The 18,723-nt window shown below is 40.7% G+C and carries 15 protein-coding genes; 4 read left to right on the forward strand and 11 right to left on the reverse strand.

What is annotated here, in order from left to right; translation table 11 throughout:
- Nucleotides 1–20: 20 nt before the first annotated feature.
- Nucleotides 21–1,568 (reverse strand): circularly permuted type 2 ATP-grasp protein, encoded by a 1,548-nt coding sequence (locus FTU83_RS01835; RefSeq protein WP_180105554.1) that lies wholly within the window; start codon nt 1,566–1,568, stop codon nt 21–23.
- A 260-nt stretch (nt 1,569–1,828) separates the two neighbouring features.
- On the opposite strand from FTU83_RS01835, the gene FTU83_RS01840 reads away from it, so the two are divergent.
- The gene (locus FTU83_RS01840; RefSeq protein ID WP_180105555.1) at nt 1,829–2,827 is read left to right on the forward strand and encodes a YafY family protein; all 999 of its coding nucleotides are present in this window, start codon (nt 1,829–1,831) and stop codon (nt 2,825–2,827) included.
- 840 nt (nt 2,828–3,667) lie between these two features.
- Entirely contained in the window at nt 3,668–5,338 is a 1,671-nt protein-coding gene (locus FTU83_RS01845; protein ID WP_180035278.1) for an FMN-binding glutamate synthase family protein, read from the forward strand.
- 450 nt (nt 5,339–5,788) lie between these two features.
- Here the strand turns inward: FTU83_RS01845 and FTU83_RS01850 are convergent, their stop codons facing one another.
- The 4 genes from FTU83_RS01850 to FTU83_RS01865 are packed head-to-tail and all read right to left on the reverse strand — an operon-like array spanning nt 5,789 to nt 9,555.
- Complete coding sequence (locus FTU83_RS01850; protein ID WP_180026424.1) at nt 5,789–6,832, reverse strand: alpha/beta hydrolase; 1,044 nt, start codon at nt 6,830–6,832, stop codon at nt 5,789–5,791.
- Nucleotides 6,832–7,971 (reverse strand): YdcF family protein, encoded by a 1,140-nt coding sequence (locus tag FTU83_RS01855; RefSeq protein ID WP_180105556.1) that lies wholly within the window; start codon nt 7,969–7,971, stop codon nt 6,832–6,834. Before FTU83_RS01855 ends, FTU83_RS01850 begins: the two co-directional genes overlap by 1 nt.
- A gap of 21 nt (nt 7,972–7,992) precedes the next feature.
- Complete coding sequence (gene murB / locus FTU83_RS01860; protein ID WP_180105557.1) at nt 7,993–9,030, reverse strand: UDP-N-acetylmuramate dehydrogenase; 1,038 nt, start codon at nt 9,028–9,030, stop codon at nt 7,993–7,995.
- A 9-nt stretch (nt 9,031–9,039) separates the two neighbouring features.
- Entirely contained in the window at nt 9,040–9,555 is a 516-nt protein-coding gene (locus FTU83_RS01865) for a low molecular weight protein-tyrosine-phosphatase (RefSeq protein WP_111884272.1), read from the reverse strand.
- 118 nt (nt 9,556–9,673) lie between these two features.
- Between FTU83_RS01865 and FTU83_RS01870 the strand changes: the two genes are divergently transcribed.
- Nucleotides 9,674–10,834 (forward strand): iron-containing alcohol dehydrogenase, encoded by a 1,161-nt coding sequence (locus FTU83_RS01870; protein WP_180105558.1) that lies wholly within the window; start codon nt 9,674–9,676, stop codon nt 10,832–10,834.
- A gap of 36 nt (nt 10,835–10,870) precedes the next feature.
- Entirely contained in the window at nt 10,871–11,332 is a 462-nt protein-coding gene (locus FTU83_RS01875; protein WP_180105559.1) for a thioesterase family protein, read from the forward strand.
- Here the strand turns inward: FTU83_RS01875 and dnaX are convergent.
- The 6 genes from dnaX to FTU83_RS01905 form a co-directional block, all read right to left on the reverse strand.
- On the reverse strand, nt 11,325–13,544 hold the full coding sequence (gene dnaX / locus FTU83_RS01880; RefSeq protein ID WP_180105560.1) for a DNA polymerase III subunit gamma/tau: 2,220 nt from the start codon (nt 13,542–13,544) through the stop codon (nt 11,325–11,327). The genes FTU83_RS01875 and dnaX overlap by 8 nt on opposite strands.
- A gap of 136 nt (nt 13,545–13,680) precedes the next feature.
- On the reverse strand, nt 13,681–14,307 hold the full coding sequence (locus tag FTU83_RS01885; RefSeq protein ID WP_180105561.1) for a hypothetical protein: 627 nt from the start codon (nt 14,305–14,307) through the stop codon (nt 13,681–13,683).
- 100 nt (nt 14,308–14,407) lie between these two features.
- Nucleotides 14,408–14,854 (reverse strand): copper resistance protein NlpE N-terminal domain-containing protein, encoded by a 447-nt coding sequence (locus FTU83_RS01890; RefSeq protein WP_180105562.1) that lies wholly within the window; start codon nt 14,852–14,854, stop codon nt 14,408–14,410.
- Nucleotides 14,855–14,938: 84 nt separating this feature from the next.
- On the reverse strand, nt 14,939–16,225 hold the full coding sequence (locus FTU83_RS01895; RefSeq protein ID WP_180105563.1) for a serine hydrolase: 1,287 nt from the start codon (nt 16,223–16,225) through the stop codon (nt 14,939–14,941).
- 75 nt (nt 16,226–16,300) lie between these two features.
- The gene (locus FTU83_RS01900) at nt 16,301–17,155 is read right to left on the reverse strand and encodes a MaoC/PaaZ C-terminal domain-containing protein (RefSeq protein WP_078188603.1); all 855 of its coding nucleotides are present in this window, start codon (nt 17,153–17,155) and stop codon (nt 16,301–16,303) included.
- A gap of 133 nt (nt 17,156–17,288) precedes the next feature.
- Complete coding sequence (locus tag FTU83_RS01905; RefSeq protein ID WP_180105564.1) at nt 17,289–18,680, reverse strand: 3-oxoacyl-ACP reductase; 1,392 nt, start codon at nt 18,678–18,680, stop codon at nt 17,289–17,291.
- Nucleotides 18,681–18,723: the final 43 nt, after the last annotated feature.

Below are 18,723 nucleotides of genomic sequence, written 5' to 3' on the forward strand. Positions count from 1 at the left end.
TTTGCTCCTTCACTGGAGTGCTATGAGCGTAAATCGTCTACTACCCACGTATCTTTAATGCCGCCGCCTTGAGAAGAATTCACTACTAATGAACCTGCTTGCATCGCGACACGAGTTAAGCCACCCGGTACAATTTCAGTTCGATATGGTGAACTCAGTACAAATGGGCGTAAATCGATATGGCGTTCCGAAACACCCGCCTCACTTAGGGTTGGGCTGACAGATAAATTTAAAGTCGGCTGTGCAATATATAAATGTGGTGCTGCGGCCACTTTATCTTTAAAGCTATTTAATTCTTGTAAAGAAGCTTGTGGACCGATCAGCATGCCGTAACCACCTGAACCCTGCGCTTCTTTGACCACCAATTTTTCGATATTCGAGAGCACATAATCCAATTCGTTCTGCTCACGACATTGATAGGTCGGCACATTTTTCAGGATCGCTTGTTCGCCTAAATAGAAATGAATCATTTTATCCACATATGGATAAATCGATTTATCATCTGCTACGCCTGTTCCCGGTGCATTTGCAATGACCACATTATGTTGCATATACGCTGACATGAGCCCTGCTACGCCCAAAGTACTGTCAGGTTTGAAACATAATGGATCGAGAAAAGCATCATCCACACGACGATAAATTACATCAACCTGTTGTCGGCCTTTAATGGTTTTCACATAAACCTTATCGTTTTCTACATAAAGGTCACGCGATGTCACTAAGGGTACATCCATCTCCCTTGCCAAAAAGGCATGTTCATAATACGCACTGTTAAAACGCCCTGGGGTTAAAACCACGATAAACGGGTTATCGACGTAGGCATTTTCTGCAAGAATTTCACGTAAAAGCTGCGGATACTGCTCAATCCCCATGATGTTGCTTTGCTGGCAAAGTTCAGGCATCAGTTTTTGACTGATCTTACGGCTTTCCAGCATATACGACACACCAGACGGTGTTCTAAGATTATCCTCAAGGACGTAAAATTCGCCTGATTGATCACGTATGATATCAATGCCACTGATTTGGCTATAAATTTTACCTTTTAGCCCATGCATATACATTTGTGGCAAATAGGCTTCATGGGTTAAGACTTGCAGTTCAGGAATAATTCCTGCTTTTAAAATATCTTGTTGATGATAGACATCATGTAAAAACAGATTGAGTGCTTTCACGCGCTGTGCGCAGCCTAGAGATAAATTATTCCATTCCTTTCGTGCAATCACACGCGGAATAAGATCATAAGGTATGGTGCGTTCAATGCCCTCATCTTCGCCATACACTGTAAAGGTAATGCCTTCATAGAGAAAATGTTGTTTTGCAACCTGATTTAGTTGCTTCAATTCATCAAGCGTATGCTGTGATAACCACTGCTCTATCCGTTGGCATGATTCTTTTACTACCGTTTTGCTGTCGCGCATTTCATTAAAAAAATCCGAATTAAATTGATTAAACAGCGCATGTCCTCGAGCAAGTGGTAAAGTTTTTAATGTAGAGACAGAAGTATTAACCAACTTTGCCTCATAACCCTCAATTCCATTTGAAGTTGTATTACGATTTTCTTTCAGCATAGCAACTCCATGTTTTTGTCATGTTTTGTAAATCAGATAAAGCAATATATATGCCATCAATACATATGCTGCTTCTCTTTGATTATTTATGCATCATTTTTGCAAAGTGGTACAGCATGTAACTGCTCAAGTTATGTCAAATTGCGTTATTAAAATCATGTTAGTTTTTTCAGATGAAGACTTGCTTAACGCAGGAAGATTTCTTATTGTGTCCCACAGCATCATTTTATTCATTTAAGTCCAAGTTCAAGCACGAGATTATGTCTTCACAAGAAAAAGAAACGTCGAACAGCCTCTATCGTCAGTGGCAAATTCTTTCACGACTGTCCACAGGTAAGTGGATGGGTACGCGTGAATTACAAGAAATACTGAACCGTGAAGGCATTGATATCAGCCTACGCACCATTCAGCGTGACTTAAACCAAATTTCTCTACGTTTCCCAATTGAGAGCAGTAAAACAACGCCGCAAGGCTGGCGTTGGCGTTCTGATGCACCTATTCAAAGCTTGCCTCATATGACCAGCTCACAAGCGGTCACCTTTATGATGGTTGAGGAGCACCTAAAACATTTGCTTCCACCAAGCTTAATTGAAGAAATGAATCCTTGGTTTGACCTCGCACGTCGAAGTCTATCGTCGCAAAATAATGTTCGTCAGTGGATTAACCGCGTGCGAATCGTGCCAGCAACTCAGCCATTGATTCCACCAGTGGTTGAAAAGGCCGCACAGCAATCGATTTATGAAGGTTTACTACAAGACAAACAACTGGAATGTCAATATCAAGGTCGTGGACAGCAAAGCGAAGAAAAGACCTATATTTTAAATCCACTGGCGTTGGTCCAAAAAGGTGCAATTATTTATTTGGTGTGCACACGTCATGACAAAACAGACATCCAAACCTTTGCTTTACATCGTTTTAAATCAGCTACAGTCTTAAATTCACGTGCATTACACCCTGTCGATTTTGATATTGATGCCTATATTGACTCTGGAGCGCTTGGCTTCCGTGTGGACTTCAATAAGCCGACTGAAATGATTCAGCTCAAATTAACCATGTCGGAATCAGAAGCAGTTTATTTTGAAGAAAGTCAGCTAAGTAAAGATCAAGTGATTCAAAAAACCGAAGATGACTGGGTTGAAGTTAGCGCAACAGTACCATTTACCTCTCAGTTAACATGGTGGCTGCGTAGTTTTGGGAAAAAGATTCAGAAAATTGAACCTGAAGAAGTCGCTATAGTTGTACAACAACGCAATGATTAAACCGATCTAAGGTTTTCTGCTACCTTAAATACTAACTAATGTTACGCACATAAAAGTAATTTCGCATTTTAAAAATGATTTTTAAGTCTATTCGACGGAGTCTTACATCTAGGGTTTAAATAAAGGAATTAGCCTTCGGCTGGAGGTACTTTTGTTTCGGCAAAAGTACCCAAAACCATTGTCATCCGCAAAACTCGTTCACTAACGTCTACTTATTCAAAGTATCGCAAAAACATTTTTAAATAAATGTAGTCCTGTCTCAAACACTTGCGGATGACCTTACCGCGTATCATTCTTTTATTTGAGGTGACAACTTCTAACGCATAATGAATATCTAGTACATTATTTATGCTTAGATTTTCCCTTAAAATATCAACACATAAAAAAGTCCCAACGCTGGGACTGGATAATTTCTTAGAATATTTTTGTAATTTTAGTCGTTTAGGTCAAAGGAACTACAGCATAAGTATCTGCTGAATACCTTATGCCGTAGCGCTAACTTCTCATGGCTATAATCAATTACTGACATAGGCAGGCTAGGTCGGCATTATTATAACGAATAGATTTCATAGTCATATTCAGCACCTCGTGTTTAGAAAGTAAAATCACTTTAACCTCCATTTTGCACACCGTGAAATAACAAGAACCGCGCTACTTTTCACAAATTTTCTTAAAGAACATTCCTGCTTTTCTTATCTCATTTGGCTTTAAATGAAAAATTCATCCAACTTCAGTGCTGTTTTTTATAAATGCTACACTGAATCAACAAATTAAAGCTTGAGCATTGTGCATAAACTCGGCAAATTATGAGCAAATGAGCTGAATAAGATTTTTCAAAATATGGCCAGTCCAGCGCAAACTATCAGACATAAACTTTTAAATACTTTTTTCTCTCGACATTCCATTTGGTTTGCTTGTATTTTTATCTTCCTACTCATTTCGAGTTTTCATTTAGGTTATTCCCCTCGTTATATTCAATATTTTATTCCACAGACCTTATTGAATAGTATCTGGGTCATTACTGGGCTTTTGAGTTTATTGGGTTTGTATGACGTCATACAAAACAAACATTCGATCTTAAAAAATTACCCCATCATGGGGCACTTTCGTTTTCTTTTTGAAGAATTTCGACCTGAAATTCGCCAATATTTTATTGAATCTGATCAAGATGCACTGCCCTTTTCTCGTATGCAGCGTAGTTTGGTCTATCAACGTGCAAAAAACCAAAATGCAGATAAACCATTTGGTTCAATTGTTGATGTATACCAAAATGATTACCGCTTTATCAATCACTCCTTGTCACCTTGCATTCCTGCCATTCCTGAAACTTTCCGTATTAACATCGGCAATGAACAGTGTAAGCAACCGTATAGCGCATCAATATTAAACATTTCTGCGATGAGCTTTGGTAGTTTAAGTGCCAATGCCATTCGTGCCTTAAACTTAGGCGCAAAAATGGGCAATTTCTACCATGACACCGGTGAAGGCAGTATCAGTCCGTATCACTTGGAAAATGGTGGCGACATTGTCTGGGAACTCGGTAGTGGTTACTTTGGCTGCCGTACGATTGATGGTCAATTCGACCCTGTACGTTTTGCTGAACAAGCCAAGCACCCTCAAGTCAAAATGATTGAGATCAAATTATCTCAAGGTGCAAAACCAGGCCATGGTGGCATTTTACCTAAAGACAAAATTTCCGAAGAGATTGCTCAAATCCGTGGTGTCAGCCGTGAACATGACTGTATCTCGCCATCTAGCCATCCTGCCTTTAGCACCCCTATAGAAATGATGCAATTTATTCAGCAATTGCGCGAACTGTCAGAAGGCAAACCTGTGGGTTTTAAACTGTGTATCGGGCAACCGTGGCAATTTATGAGTATCGTAAAAGCCATGTTACATACGGGGATTACACCTGATTTTATCGTGGTGGATGGTTCTGAAGGTGGGACTGGCGCTGCACCTATAGAACTGATTGATAATATGGGGACACCACTGCGTGAAGGCCTACTCTTTGTCAATAACACCCTGATTGGTGCAGGCTTGCGTTCAAAAATTAAAGTCGGTGCCAGTGGTAAAATTATTAGTGCTTTTGATATTGCCAGTACCATGGCAATTGGCGCAGATTGGGTCAATTCGGCTCGTGGCTTTATGTTTGCAGTCGGGTGTATTCAGGCTCAAAGCTGTCACACCAACCAATGTCCTGTTGGCGTTGCAACGCAGGACAAAGACCGTCAAAAAGCCATCCATGTTCCGACCAAAGCAGAACGTGTTTTTAATTTCCACAAGAACACCATGCATGGTTTATCTGAACTTATTGCCTCAGCAGGTTTACAACATCCATCAGATATCCGTGCGCACCATCTAGCGCAGCGGATTAATAACCGTGAAATTAAAAACTATGCACAGCTACATTTTTGGTTAAAAGACGGGGAGCTGCTCAGTTGTGAAAATAAAGATGAAGAAAACTTCTATTTCCGTATGTGGAATATGGCCCATCTAGAAAAGTTCTGATTCCTCCACCCAAAAAAAAGAGGCGTCCACGCCTCTTTTTTTCGTCTAGATCCATCACACTGATTAAGGTAGGCTGTGCTCAATCGTCAATTAGTAACTGATGTTACGCGCGTAAAAGTAATTACGCATTTTAAAATAATTTTTAAACCTATTCGACGGAGTCTTACATCTAGGGCTTAAACATAGGGATTAGCCTTCGGCAGGAGGTACTCTTACGAAACGTTGTTTCTCATTCGGCAAAATGAGAAGCAAAGCTTCGCAAGGAAACCATCTTGCGGTGCAATGCACCTCACCGACAAAACTCGTTCACTAGCGTCAAATTATTCAAAGTATTGCAAAAACATTTTTGATTAGAAGTAGTCCTGTCTCAAACACTTGCGGATGAACTTCCCGCGTATCGTACTTTTATTTGAATCAAATTACGCTCCTGATGTTAGTGCGTAACATCAGTTAGTAATAAGACTTACTATTCGATTGAGCATGCAAGAATGCCGGGATCAAACCTGTTAATGCAGCACGAATATCGGCACGTTCATTAATCAGCTGATGTGAACCTTCTTCAAGCATGAGAAGCGTCTGTAAACGGAATTTACGACGTATAAACTCAATGTTATAACGCCAATCCACCGTTTGATCCTGTGCGCCTTGAGCTAACCACACTGGAATACGACACGCAGGTCGTTCTTCCATTTCCTGCATCCATTTTGACATGGCCAAAATCCAATCCATCCCCATCATTCGAGGTTGTAGAGGATCCTTTAAACGTACAAAACGTAAAAACTCAGGGTTGTGATTATTCCGTCTAAAATGACGTGGCACTTCACGTTTAATACGACGAATAATGCCTAATCCAACCGAGTTATGCCACCATGCCGTTTTTGCAGGACGAATCAGCGGAGATAATAATAAAACCCGTTCGACATAAGGGTTTTTGCGATGTTCAGCAAAATCTAACAGATGATGCAGCCAAATCGCACCACCCGTACTCTGCCCAATCCCTAACCACGGTGTCGGTAATTGAGCTGCATGTTTCACATAACGATATACCGCTTCCAAAACTTGTTGGTAATGGTCAAAGTTTTGAATACTGGCTGGCGATCCATTACTTAGACCATGCCCCGGTAAATCATAGGTCAAAACACTAAAACCTTGATCTAAGAGCTCACGAATAATCGGCTGATATATTCCACTATGCTCTAAATAACCATGCAATAAAAATACAGTGCCTTTAATGACATCCGTTTCAGTTTTCAGTTTCGGTTGAAATACTTGTACATGTAATTTGAACAAAGGCATTTCTACATAGCCTTGCCAATGTTCACAGTTCAAGGCATCTAAGCCGTAGAGTCGTCGATAAGATTGTATTTCGACACTAGGCTCAAACGGCCGATTTAAATTTAGCGGTTCTAATAATTGTGGGGTTAATTCTCGACTTGGAACAGGAAGATCTAATTGTTTAAGGATCGAAGGATTAAGAAATGGGATATCTGACATTATGGGACCTCCCGACAGTCACTTGAGCCAAACCAAACGTCACGTAAGGTAGCTAATAATTCATAATTAGCACGACGACTATGGTCATAATTTTTTTCACTTGGTCGCCATGTAGTTAATGTTGTTGGCATAGGTGCAACAACAGGAATGGTTTCGATACCATTTAATGCAAATAAACGACGTGTTCGAGGCATATGATATTGGTCAGTGATTAAAATAACCGTCGGTGCCCCACCTTTTTTCTGTAAAAGCAACGAACTAAAACGCGAATTTTCGCAAGTATTCATACTGCGGTCTTCAAGCAATTTCGCATCGACATCATATTGCTTCAACCATGCTTGCATATACGGTGCTTCAACACCACTCAGTACAATCGGTAACTTATTGGCTCGTTCAACATCGAGTGTTTTTTCCAGTCGAAGTCGTGTGTAGTCATTCACTACGATATCTTTATCATTTTTAGCTAAGGTTAAACCACCACCTAACACCACGATCGCATACGGCTCTGCGGTTGGCTGCTTCAGGGTTTTATCTTTCATTTTGGCAAGATCAAGATACGTTTCATCATCGATCGGTTCTGCTTCTGAAGCAGCTTGCTCAATTTCATGGGTTTTTAAGAACTCAGTATATTGAGTCATCAGGCCTTTATTTTCCGCACTATTGAGCTCAAGCAGCTCTTTCATTTTTTGAGCAGGATTTTCCGCCATTGCTTCAGAGGATGCCGCCTCGGATGCAGAAGGATTCAGCAAAGGAACTTTCGGTATGTCCTTTTGATTATCACTTATTTCTTTTTCATGTTCTTCTTCAATGAGCTGCTGTAAAGCCTTATAACGCGCTTGTATAAGGGTCAAGTCTTGAGGCTCATCGGACTGTATGGTTTGCTCCATGAGTTGTAAATACGCTTGGCGTGCAATCCATAAATCTGAGCCCGGCTCATAGTTATCATCATCACTCAAAGCACCGAGTTTTTGACTTTGCGCTGCGAGCTGATTGACTTCTACAGGAACGAAATAATTTAAACTTTTAACGATCAATTTAGAATAAAACGGCGTATAGATAAAAATCATTAGACAGCCCAAAAGTACAAATAGCACTGCGGCAATTTGTACTAAGCGAACCATCCAATGTGTTTTATGCATAAATCTAAAACCTATGTGTTTTTATTGATCTGCGTGAGATCGAATCAAGCCATTTGTATCAAATAATACAGGCTCAGGATGTAGTTCAATATTAAATTTTTCAAAAACATCATGTTGTACAGCTTTGTAAGTTGTACGCACATCTTGCAGCGTGGCGTCCTGATAATTGACCAACACCAAAGCTTGCTTATGGAACATACCCACTGAACCCACAGATTTCCCTTTCCAACCTGCTTGGTCAATCAACCAGCCAGCTGCTAGTTTTACCGCATTATTCGGTTGCGGGTAATGGGGTAAATTGGGAAATTGCAGCGCAATTTGGTCAAAGGCTTGCTGGCTAATCACAGGATTTTTAAAGAAACTTCCGACATTTGGAAATTCTTTCGGATCTGGGAGTTTGGTTTGACGAATATGAATGACTTGTTGTTGTAGGTTTTCTGCACTTAAGTCTTCACCTACCGCCTGCTTTAAATCACCATAATTTAATTTTAAATCTGCATGTTTTAAAAGTTTAAACGTGACATGCGTAATAATAAAACGCTCTGGCTCATCTTTAAAAATACTATGGCGATATGAAAAATGACAATCGGCAGCGCTAATACTACTTTGCTGTTTTTTTACACGATCATAGACCTGCACAGATTCAATAAATTCACCCGCCTCAACACCATAAGCTCCAATATTTTGCACAGGTGAAGCACCGACTAAACCGGGTATCAATGCTAAATTTTGTAAGCCATAAAACTGGTGTGCCGTCGTCCATAGCACAAAGTCATGCCACACTTGCCCTGCACCCACTTTTAAAGTCTGTGTATCGGCATCGTCTTGTACATATTCAATCCCTTGAATATCCATGTGCATCACTAAAGCATGTATTTGCTCAGGCAACAGCATATTACTGCCTCCTGAAAGTACCAATACATTTAATTGCTCAGCTTTGGCAAAGTCGAGCGCTGCTTGGATATCTTCTACCGATTGAACACGTACATAATGAGATGCTACAGCATCGAGGCTTAATGTATTAAATGGCTTAAGCTGAACCTGTGTTTGAATTTGCATTCTTAAACCTTAATTTTTTTGCTGTGCTTGTAACTGAGTTTTTAAATAATTGACCCAAGCCTGACTGCTAGATTCGCATTGATCTAATACATGTTCAAACCCTGCATCACCACCATAGTACGGATCTGGTACTTCTTGTTGCGGATATTGGTGATCATGTTGACTCATCAAAGACACTTGTGCACGTAGTTGACCGAATTGTTGCTGCGCCTTTTGCATGAGGTTTTGAATATTGTCTAAATTTTCGTAGTCCATGGCCAAAATCAAATCAAATTCAATAAAATCATGAACCGTTAACTGACGTGCACGTAATGCAGATAAGTTATAGCCACGTAATTTTGCATGCTGTTGGCTACGTAGATCAGGCGCTTTGCCCGGATGATAATTGCTCGTACCCGCAGAATCGACGTGAATATTGAGTTGCGCTTCATCACAAAAATGTCTGAGAACCACTTCAGCCGTAGGTGAACGGCAAATATTTCCTAAACAAACACACAACACCTTATATGGCGTGCTGGATGACATAACAACCTCAAGACTACTTTTATTTCAAGCGTCTTATGTTAAGTTATTTACAGGATGAATCCTATATCAACACTCAAGAATAATGTTTATTTGGATATAAAAAATTAGGGATAAGCCAATGAGTCAATTTCAGTTTCAAACCGTCAGCAATATTATTTCAGGCTTAGGCTCTATTTCCCAACTGAGAGAGGTCCTAGGCGACTTTCAAGCCAAGCGTGTCATGCTTGTGACTGACCCCGGTATGTTGCAGCAACAATTGCATTTACCCATTTTGGATATTTTAGAAAGTATCCATCAAGACTATGTGATTTATTCCAGTATTCAAGCTGACCCTGCAGAACATATAGTTTTGGATGCAGTTCAATTTGCCAAGAATGAAAAAGTGGATTTGATTATTGGATTTGGTGGTGGAAGTTCAATGGATGTAGCTAAAATTATTGCGATCTTGGCTCATCCTAAGCAAACACAACAGATCCGTGATTTATATGGTGTTGCTAATGCAAAACGACCACGCTTGCCGCTCATTTTGATCCCGACAACGGCTGGGACGGGCTCTGAAGTCACACCAATCTCTATCGTCACCACAGGTGAAACCACCAAAACTGGTATCGTCTCCCCTGTACTGTATGCCGATGTCTGTATCCTCGATGCGAACTTTACTTTAAATCTTCCCGCACATATTACCGCAGCGACAGGTATCGATGCCATGGTGCATGCCATTGAAGCCTATACGTCAAAAATTAAAAAAAATCCGTATGCGGATATGCTCGCCAAACAAGCTTTGCGTTTATTAAATAAAAACTTAGCAGTGGTTTTACAAGATGGACATAACCTCGAAGCGCGTCAGCACATGCTAGTCGGTTCAATGCTTGCAGGTCAGGCCTTTGCTAATGCACCAGTTGCAGCGGTGCATGCACTCGCCTATCCACTCGGTGGACACTTTCATCTCTCGCATGGTCATACCAATGCACTGGTTCTCGCTGAAGTGTTAAAGTTTAATGCACCTCAGGCCAAGCAGCATTATGCAGAACTTATGAGTTGGCTAGACCCATACAGTACGGGCTGTACCGATGGTTTATGTGATTTATTTATTGATCATATGCAAAATCATTTAGATCAGAGCGGTTTGGTGCTAAAACTCAGCCAACTGAATGTGCCTGAAAATATGCTCGATCGTTTAGCAGAAGACGCATTATTACAAACACGACTATTACAAAATAATCCGCGAGAACTGCAGTTTGAAGATGCTCGCCAGATTTACCAATCAATATATGCCTAAAGTTCACTCATTTTTGAAATAAAGAAAATACCAACGATGAAACCTGAAACTAAACGCCGCCAAAACTATCGATTTTTATTTCCAATCCAAACGCGTTGGGCAGACAACGATATGTATGGCCATGTCAATAATGTCACCTATTACAGCTATTTTGATACCGCTGCAAATGCACTCTTGATTCAACATGCCGGTTTTGATTTGCAAAATACCCCGATCATCGGTTTAGTGGTCGATTCAGCCTGCAGTTTTTTACAAGAACTGTCCTATCCAGAAATCATTGAAGTTGGGGTTGCGATTGAAAAAATTGGTAATTCTTCACTGCGCTATGACTTGGCTATTTTTAAACAAGGACAAAATGAGGCTGCAGCCCAAGGACATTTCGTACATGTGTTTGTCGACCGCCAAACACGAAAAAGCACCTCGATACCCGATGATATGCGAGATGCTTTAACCCAGTTTTTACTTCAATTTTTAGAATCCAGCTTAGAACTTATTTGAGCTGGATATTTTGCAACTCACCATCAAAGCTTTTGAGCAAATCTTTCACAACAGGCTCTGCATGTAATAACTCATTTGCACGTGCAAACGCTTTTTCTTTGCGGACATGTTGTAAAGCATACGGTGTGGTTTCTTCGACATCTTCAAAGCTGATATGTAAACGACATTTTGACCATTGCGCATGAATGGCTTGTTCCAATACATGCTGTAATTGAGTCACTAAAGCTTCGTATCGCTTTGGAATATGGAAAGTCGATTCACCGTCAATCGTACCTCGCATAATGCCATGCTGCGCCAACTCTTGTACCGCAGGTGAAAGTTGACTATTTCGGAACCAATACTCCCACTTTTCGACCGTCCACTCACCTTCAAGGGTTTGAGGCTGTAAAGTCAAAATATCTTGTGGCATCAAGGTAGAGGATGAACCCGTTTGAACAGCATCCGAAGAAACGGAACTTTGCGTAACTTGTGGTGATGCTAGATCAAAACCATTGTCGCCTTGAGCACCCGAAACTGATTCATTCACCACATGTTGTGGTTCAACGGCATTTATCAAATGTGGCTGAGCTGTTTCAGGCTGTGTACTTGTTGGCTCTAAAGCTGTTGGTTCTAAAGGTGCAATATCTTCAAAATTTATAGCGCTCACATCAACTTCTTCAGTTTCAGTACTCGGCGTCGGATCTAAATCAAATAATGTATCTTCTGCCACGGCATCCATAACAAGCGTGTCATTTTGCTGTGTCGATACAGACTCAACCGGTGCAACCTCTTGCGTATCTAGAGTGCCATTTGCTGTAGATGCTGTAGAAGTTTGGCTAATCACATCCTCTTCAGGATCATCTAAAAAATCATCAGATGAAGGTTCGTCGGCTGCAGGTGCAGAAACATAGCCATCATCGTCATCATAATGTGAATCATCAAAATCATCGAAAGCTGGCGATGTGTCTACAGCGGGTACAGCTTCAGGCTGCTCAACAGTGGCAACCTGTGCAGCAGACTCAACAACGGTATTGGGTTGCTGCAAAGACTGTGTTTGAGTCGGCTGAACTGTTTCGGCCTGATTTTGAGCAAGCTGTGGCTGTGCGGCTGACTCTTGCTGTACGGCAGAGACCAACATTTCGTTTGGCTGTAATGGTCGGAATGCTAATAGACGCAGCACACACATCTCAAAACCTTGCTCTTGCGTGACTGCCAACTGCAAGTCTGCCCGACCTTTGCATGCGACTTGATAATACAGCTGCAAATCTTGAGCTGAAATCAACTGCGACAATTGCATAATTTTTTGATTGATCTCAGCGCTATATTTCAACGCTAAGTCTGGCAAGTATTGTAATAATGCCAGTTCATGTAACGTTGAAATCAACTGATCTAATACCAGAGAAACATCCAGCGCTTGTTGACGGAATTGCATGAGTAAAGCACTCACGCGTTCACGCTGATTTTGATGAATGGCTAAAATCAAATCATAAATAATGGTACGGTCAATTAGGCCCAACATGTCTTTAACATCTTGGTGCTGAATTGAACCCTGACCATAGGCAATGGCTTGGTCAGTCAGTGACAATGCATCACGCAGTGAACCTTGAGCCGATTCAGCAATTTGCCAAATCGCATCTTGCTCCGCTTGAATTTGTTCTTTTTGTAAAATATCGGTCAGATGCATGGTGATTTCATCCACGGCTAAAGGACGCAAAGTAAATTGCAAGCAACGTGAAATGACAGTAATCGGTAATTTTTGTGGATCTGTGGTTGCAAATAAGAACTTCACATGCTCTGGCGGCTCTTCCAACGTCTTTAATAACGCATTAAATGAATGCGTAGAGAGCATATGCACTTCATCGATTAGATAAACTTTGAAGCGACCTTGCGTTGGTGCATAAGGAACGTTATCGAGTAGTTCTCGCGTATCTTCAACTTTGGTCCGTGATGCCGCATCGATTTCAATTAAATCAATAAAACGACCTTCATTTACTGCTTTACACGTTGGGCAGACTTCACACGGCGTTGAGGTTACACCTGTTTCACAGTTCAGACATTTTGCCAAAATACGGGCAATGGTGGTTTTACCCACGCCACGAGTACCTGTAAATAAATACGCATGATGTAACCGACCACGTTCTAAGGCACTGGTAAGTGCGCGTGACACATGGTTTTGCCCCACGAGTTCAATGAAATTTCGTGGACGGTATTTTCGTGCAAGTACTTGATACATGTATGCTCCTTTTTACAGGTGTAAGCATACTGTTTTTTTGTCTAAGAGTGAATGAAGTTCTTAGTCAGTGGAACTAATTCGATCAATATCTTCGAATTTAAGAACTTTTGAAATAAATTTATTTGTATTTACAAGTTTATTCGCTTACAAATTGTTTTTTTGAAATTCGTTCTGAGACAGTTCCCTCGTCTGTATCTATCTGTATTCCAATTCCTCTTATCTTAGAACCAGTTTGAGTAAATTCCTCTGTTACATAATGGTCCAATTCACTTTTATTAAACTTTGTACCGGCTCCCCAAAACTCACCAAGTCCCTGCCAAAAACTATCACCCTGTGCATATTCAATTGAATAATTCCCAATTGGCAACATTAATTTTTCGCTGCTTCTTCTTGGTACTTGCACAATGGCCATAATTCCATTGTTCAATTTATTTCTAACAATGAACACCGCATCTGTATTATTTGATGCCCTCAACTGAACCGGGCCTAGAACTGAGCCATCATCAGAATAACGTAGCATTACTTTAGCAACAAAAGGCTGAGCATTTTTTTTCAATTCAGACTCATGCCTTTCGTAATCATGCTCTATTCTTTCTAAGGCATTCGGCTGATCATTATTCCCGACAGAAAGATTTAAATTCGCCAATACCGCAGAGCGGTTAACATTTTTATCAGTGAAAAAAATATATAAACTACCAACAATCACTGAAGCAATTAAAAACCCAGAAAATTGTGATCCTAAATTACGATTATTAAAGCCCACAAACCACTCATTACTAAATCATTAATTTAGCAATCAATAGCTTATAATGATCATAATTGCAACACTTTAAATTTACCAATGTAACTTTAAGATTTTTACTTTAGATTTTCCCTAGCAAAAAATCACTCTGCATTTGATAGCGTTTCGCCGTCTGGTCTTCACGAATTTCAAGCAATTGCTGATCCAAATCTACATACAAAAGATTACGCGTTTGCACATTCATAAGTTCTAGCTGCTGCTTTGATTCATCTTTAAAACGAATTACACCTTTTAGCACTTCAACGTCGTTATGACCGCTTAGACTTTCACGAGTAAGTGTATAGGTTTGATCTTCATGTAACTCAAGAGCCACAGCCATACCGGGACAATCTTCACAACGAGAAAGACAGCCCATACACGGCGTGGTACCTTTAAAATCACCCACCCATGCAGCTTGCTGTTTTTCGGCAGTAATCGCTTCTATCTCTTTTGCTTTCGTTTGAGTTGAATCCTGACAACCCAACATTGCCGACGTTGCTACTAAGGGAATCAAAACAACTTTTTTCATAGGGATATCACAGCAGTCTAAAACTGCGAGGGAAAATAGCATATTTTTCACATTTCCCCAATTTCTGTTCTATTCCGAAGTATCTTAAATCCAGCCTTTACGACCTTTTAATACTTTATCTGCACAGCGTAAGGTTTCTTGAGTTAAGCCCCATAAGCGATAATCGCCGGTGATTGAACCCGTCGCAAAGTTATGTGTATAAGCAAAACTTAAATCACGCTGCGGATCACACCAAGCCCCAGAACCATTAAAACCAATATGTCCAAAACCTTGACTCGATTTGCCTAAAGTCAAAATTCGATGATATCCCAAACGCCAATTCATCGGTAAAGGCATAATACGATCACGTTTTTTATATTGAATTTTACTTAAAGATTCAAAAACTTGTGGTGTGATTAAGGTCTGTCCTCGCCACTGGCCATGATTGGCTAGCATTGCATAGATTTTCGCTAAACTATTAGCACTAAATACGCCTGTTGCCGCAGGAATAATGGCTTGCAAACCCTCATCACTAAAAAATGAAAACTTGCGCATTCCTTTAGGAATCATACCATCTTGAAAGTCTTGCAAATTTTGTCCTGAAATTTGCAGGAGCTGATCAAAGATTGACGGTTTTCGTGTCTCGGTCTTTTTTTTCGTTGTCTGCGCTTGGGTATTTTCTTGAACAGAAGCATCTATAGTGCGTTCTACTTGTTTCTTTTTCGGAATCAAGCGTGCAACCTTACCAAGTTGATGCTCTGGTACACCAAAAAAAGCATGATCCAATGCTAAAGGTTCAACCAAATACTGTTGCATCAATTCTGTAAGCGGTCGACCTGTGGCCTTTTCAAGTACACCACCGACTTGCCAACCGAAGGTTAACGGTTGATATGCTGCATCAGTTGATGGCTCAAAACGTGGCTTAGCTTGTTCGATGACTTTAAGCATATGTGACCAATCAGCCATTTCAGATGCTGTTTGAATGATATTACGAATATCGTATAAACCACTCTGATGACTCAGCATGTGCCTTAATGTGATATCCGACTTACCATTTTGAGCAAACTCCGGCCAATATACGGCAACGGGAGTATCGTAATCTAGAAAGCCTTCGCTCACTAAGATATGTGCAAGCGTTGCAAGTACACCTTTACCCGTGGAATAACAGACCGAGGGCGTATTGGACTGCCAAGCTTCTTCGGCTGACTTTTTACCGGTCCAAATATCCACAACTTTTTGACCTTTAAAATACACCACTAAGGCGGCTCCGCCTAAGTGGGTTCGAGCATCCTGCATACGGCTAAATTGCGCCGCCAAATCTTGAAACGCCTCGTCAACCGTACCTTGAAAATTATTCTTCTGTGCAAATAGATATTCTTTGAGCGCCTGCATCATCATTCCTTTGAATATGAATCGCTTGAGATTAAAACAAAAAAGCCTAAACCGATATCGATTTAGGCTTAAGTCTTAAAGTGCCTTTACACTTCCCGCTACATGCGGCTTTTTGTTCTTACTATTTCGAATAGCAAACTCTGTATCTTTACCCGTTTGTGCAGTAAGGAACTCAACTTGAGAAGGCAAATACATCGGTAATTTAAACCAGACATCCGCTTCATAGGCATCTGGCAAAGTTAAGCTCGACAAGGCTTTGGCTTTACTCCACATACCATGTGCAATGGCTTGTTTAAAACCAAACGCTTTAGCGGTTACAGCATGAATATGAATCAAGTTAAAGTCACCAGAAGTCAACGCATAACGGCGACCGGTATTTTCAGAAACATTCCATTCAGCTTGAACTTGCAACTCAGCTGACTTTGTTTCGGTAGATTTTGCCGCAGCTTTGTTCTCTGTTTTTTGACGTGCTAAATACGTGGTTAATGATTCTACAACCACTTCATCGCCCACTTTTGCAGTGGTAATAAAGTCAAATTGCACGCCTTTATCATGTGGCTGTAATTCACCAAATTTGCATGACAATGACAGTGTTTCATTCACACCAACTTTGCGATATTGCTTCACTTGGTTACGAATATGTACCAAACCTAAGATCGCAAATGGAAAAGCTTCCGTAGTCATCATATGCATTTGCAAACTTTGAGAAAGCACAGCCAAATAAATCGCTGGGATATAACCATTGTTTTTAAAGCCACACACTTCGTTATAGGCTTTTAAATGCTTTTGATCAACCTTAAATGAATCCACCACATATTCAACTTGCGGCAGCACTTTTTCAGCTTTAGGCTTTTTAAAAATCAAGCCTTGAATCACTTTTGGATAGGCTAAATAAGGTTTTGGAAGTTGACTAAAATGGCGAGTATTCATACTAAACCTTTGGAAGTTTTATCTTTATAAAGTTCCCTTCCTTTTAAAGAAGGATATTTTAAATCCCCCTCATCCCCCTTTGATAAAGGGGGACTTCTCCTCTCTTTTTCAAAGGGAGGTCGGGAGGGATTAATTAAGCCCCTAACAAGCTTTGACCACACACACGTACCACGTTACCGTTCAAGCCTGTCGATGCCGTTGAAGCAAACATCGCAATCGTTTCAGCAACGTCTACAGGTAAACCACCTTGACTCATCGAGTTCATACGACGACCTGCTTCACGGATTGCAAATGGAATCGCAGCAGTCATTTGCGTTTCAATGAAGCCTGGAGCAACAGCATTAATGGTTACGCCATTTTTCAATAATGGAGCAGTAAATTTAACCACACCAACAACACCTGCTTTAGAAGCAGCATAATTGGTTTGACCTAAGTTACCTGCGATACCTGAAATAGAAGATACGCACACAATACGACCATTTGCATTGAAGCCATCATTTTCAAGAAGGTAATCATTTACACGCTCAATCGCAGACAAGTTAATGTTAATCACCAAGTCCCAAAGCTCAGGTTTCATATTGGCCAAAGTTTTGTCACGGGTAATCCCTGCATTGTGCACGATGATATCCAAACCACCTTGAGCAGCTGCCGCCGCTTTGATTTTTTCACCGGCATCGCTTGCAGTAATATCAATCGCGAGCGTAGAACCGCCAATTTCACCTGCAACACGGTCAAGGTCTGCTTGCTGCTGTGGAACGTCTAAACAAATCACATGCGCGCCATCACGTGACAATACATGTGCGATTGCTTCACCAATACCACGGCTTGCACCTGTTACAACAGCTGTTTTGCCTGCAAGCGGCTTATTCCAATCAACATCCACAACATCTGCTTTAGATACACGAATCACCTGACCCGATACATAAGCTGAACGTGGTGAAATTACAAAACGTAATGCAGATTCTAAGTTTGCTTCAGCACCTTCGTCCACATAGACTAACTGTGCAGCAATCCCTTTCTTAAACTCTTTACCGACTGATTTTACAAAACCTTCTAATGCACGTTGTGCAATGGCTTGTTTCACAGTTTTCGCAGTTTCTGGTGTTGTACCAACAACGACAACGCGACCAGACGCCTGAATTTGACGCGCGATTGGGTTAAAAAATGCATATAAGGCATGCAGTTGTTCTGAGTTTTGAATACCTGAAGCATCAAATACCACAACTTTAAACTTAGACTCTTTATCGCCTTCGTTAAATGCGCTTAAGTTCAGACCTGATTTTGCCGCAGCTTGTTGTAATTCAGCATTATTACCTGCATAGCTATTGGCATGAATATTTGCCAAGACTTGTGCAATTGCACCAGACAATGTTGAAGCAGGCGCTGCACCGAATAAAACCGCACCTTTAACTACAGGTGTTGCAGACTCAAAACGCTCTAAAAAAGTCGGTGATGGTAAACCTAAATTTTTGATGACAAATTTACCAATAGGAGATTTTGCAAATGTTTGGTATTGATCAGTCATGTTTATTATCTCTCATACAGATTAATTTTTGATGGATCTGAAG

Source organism: Acinetobacter sp. YH12152 (genome assembly GCF_013418285.1).
Lineage (GTDB): Bacteria > Pseudomonadota > Gammaproteobacteria > Pseudomonadales > Moraxellaceae > Acinetobacter > Acinetobacter amyesii.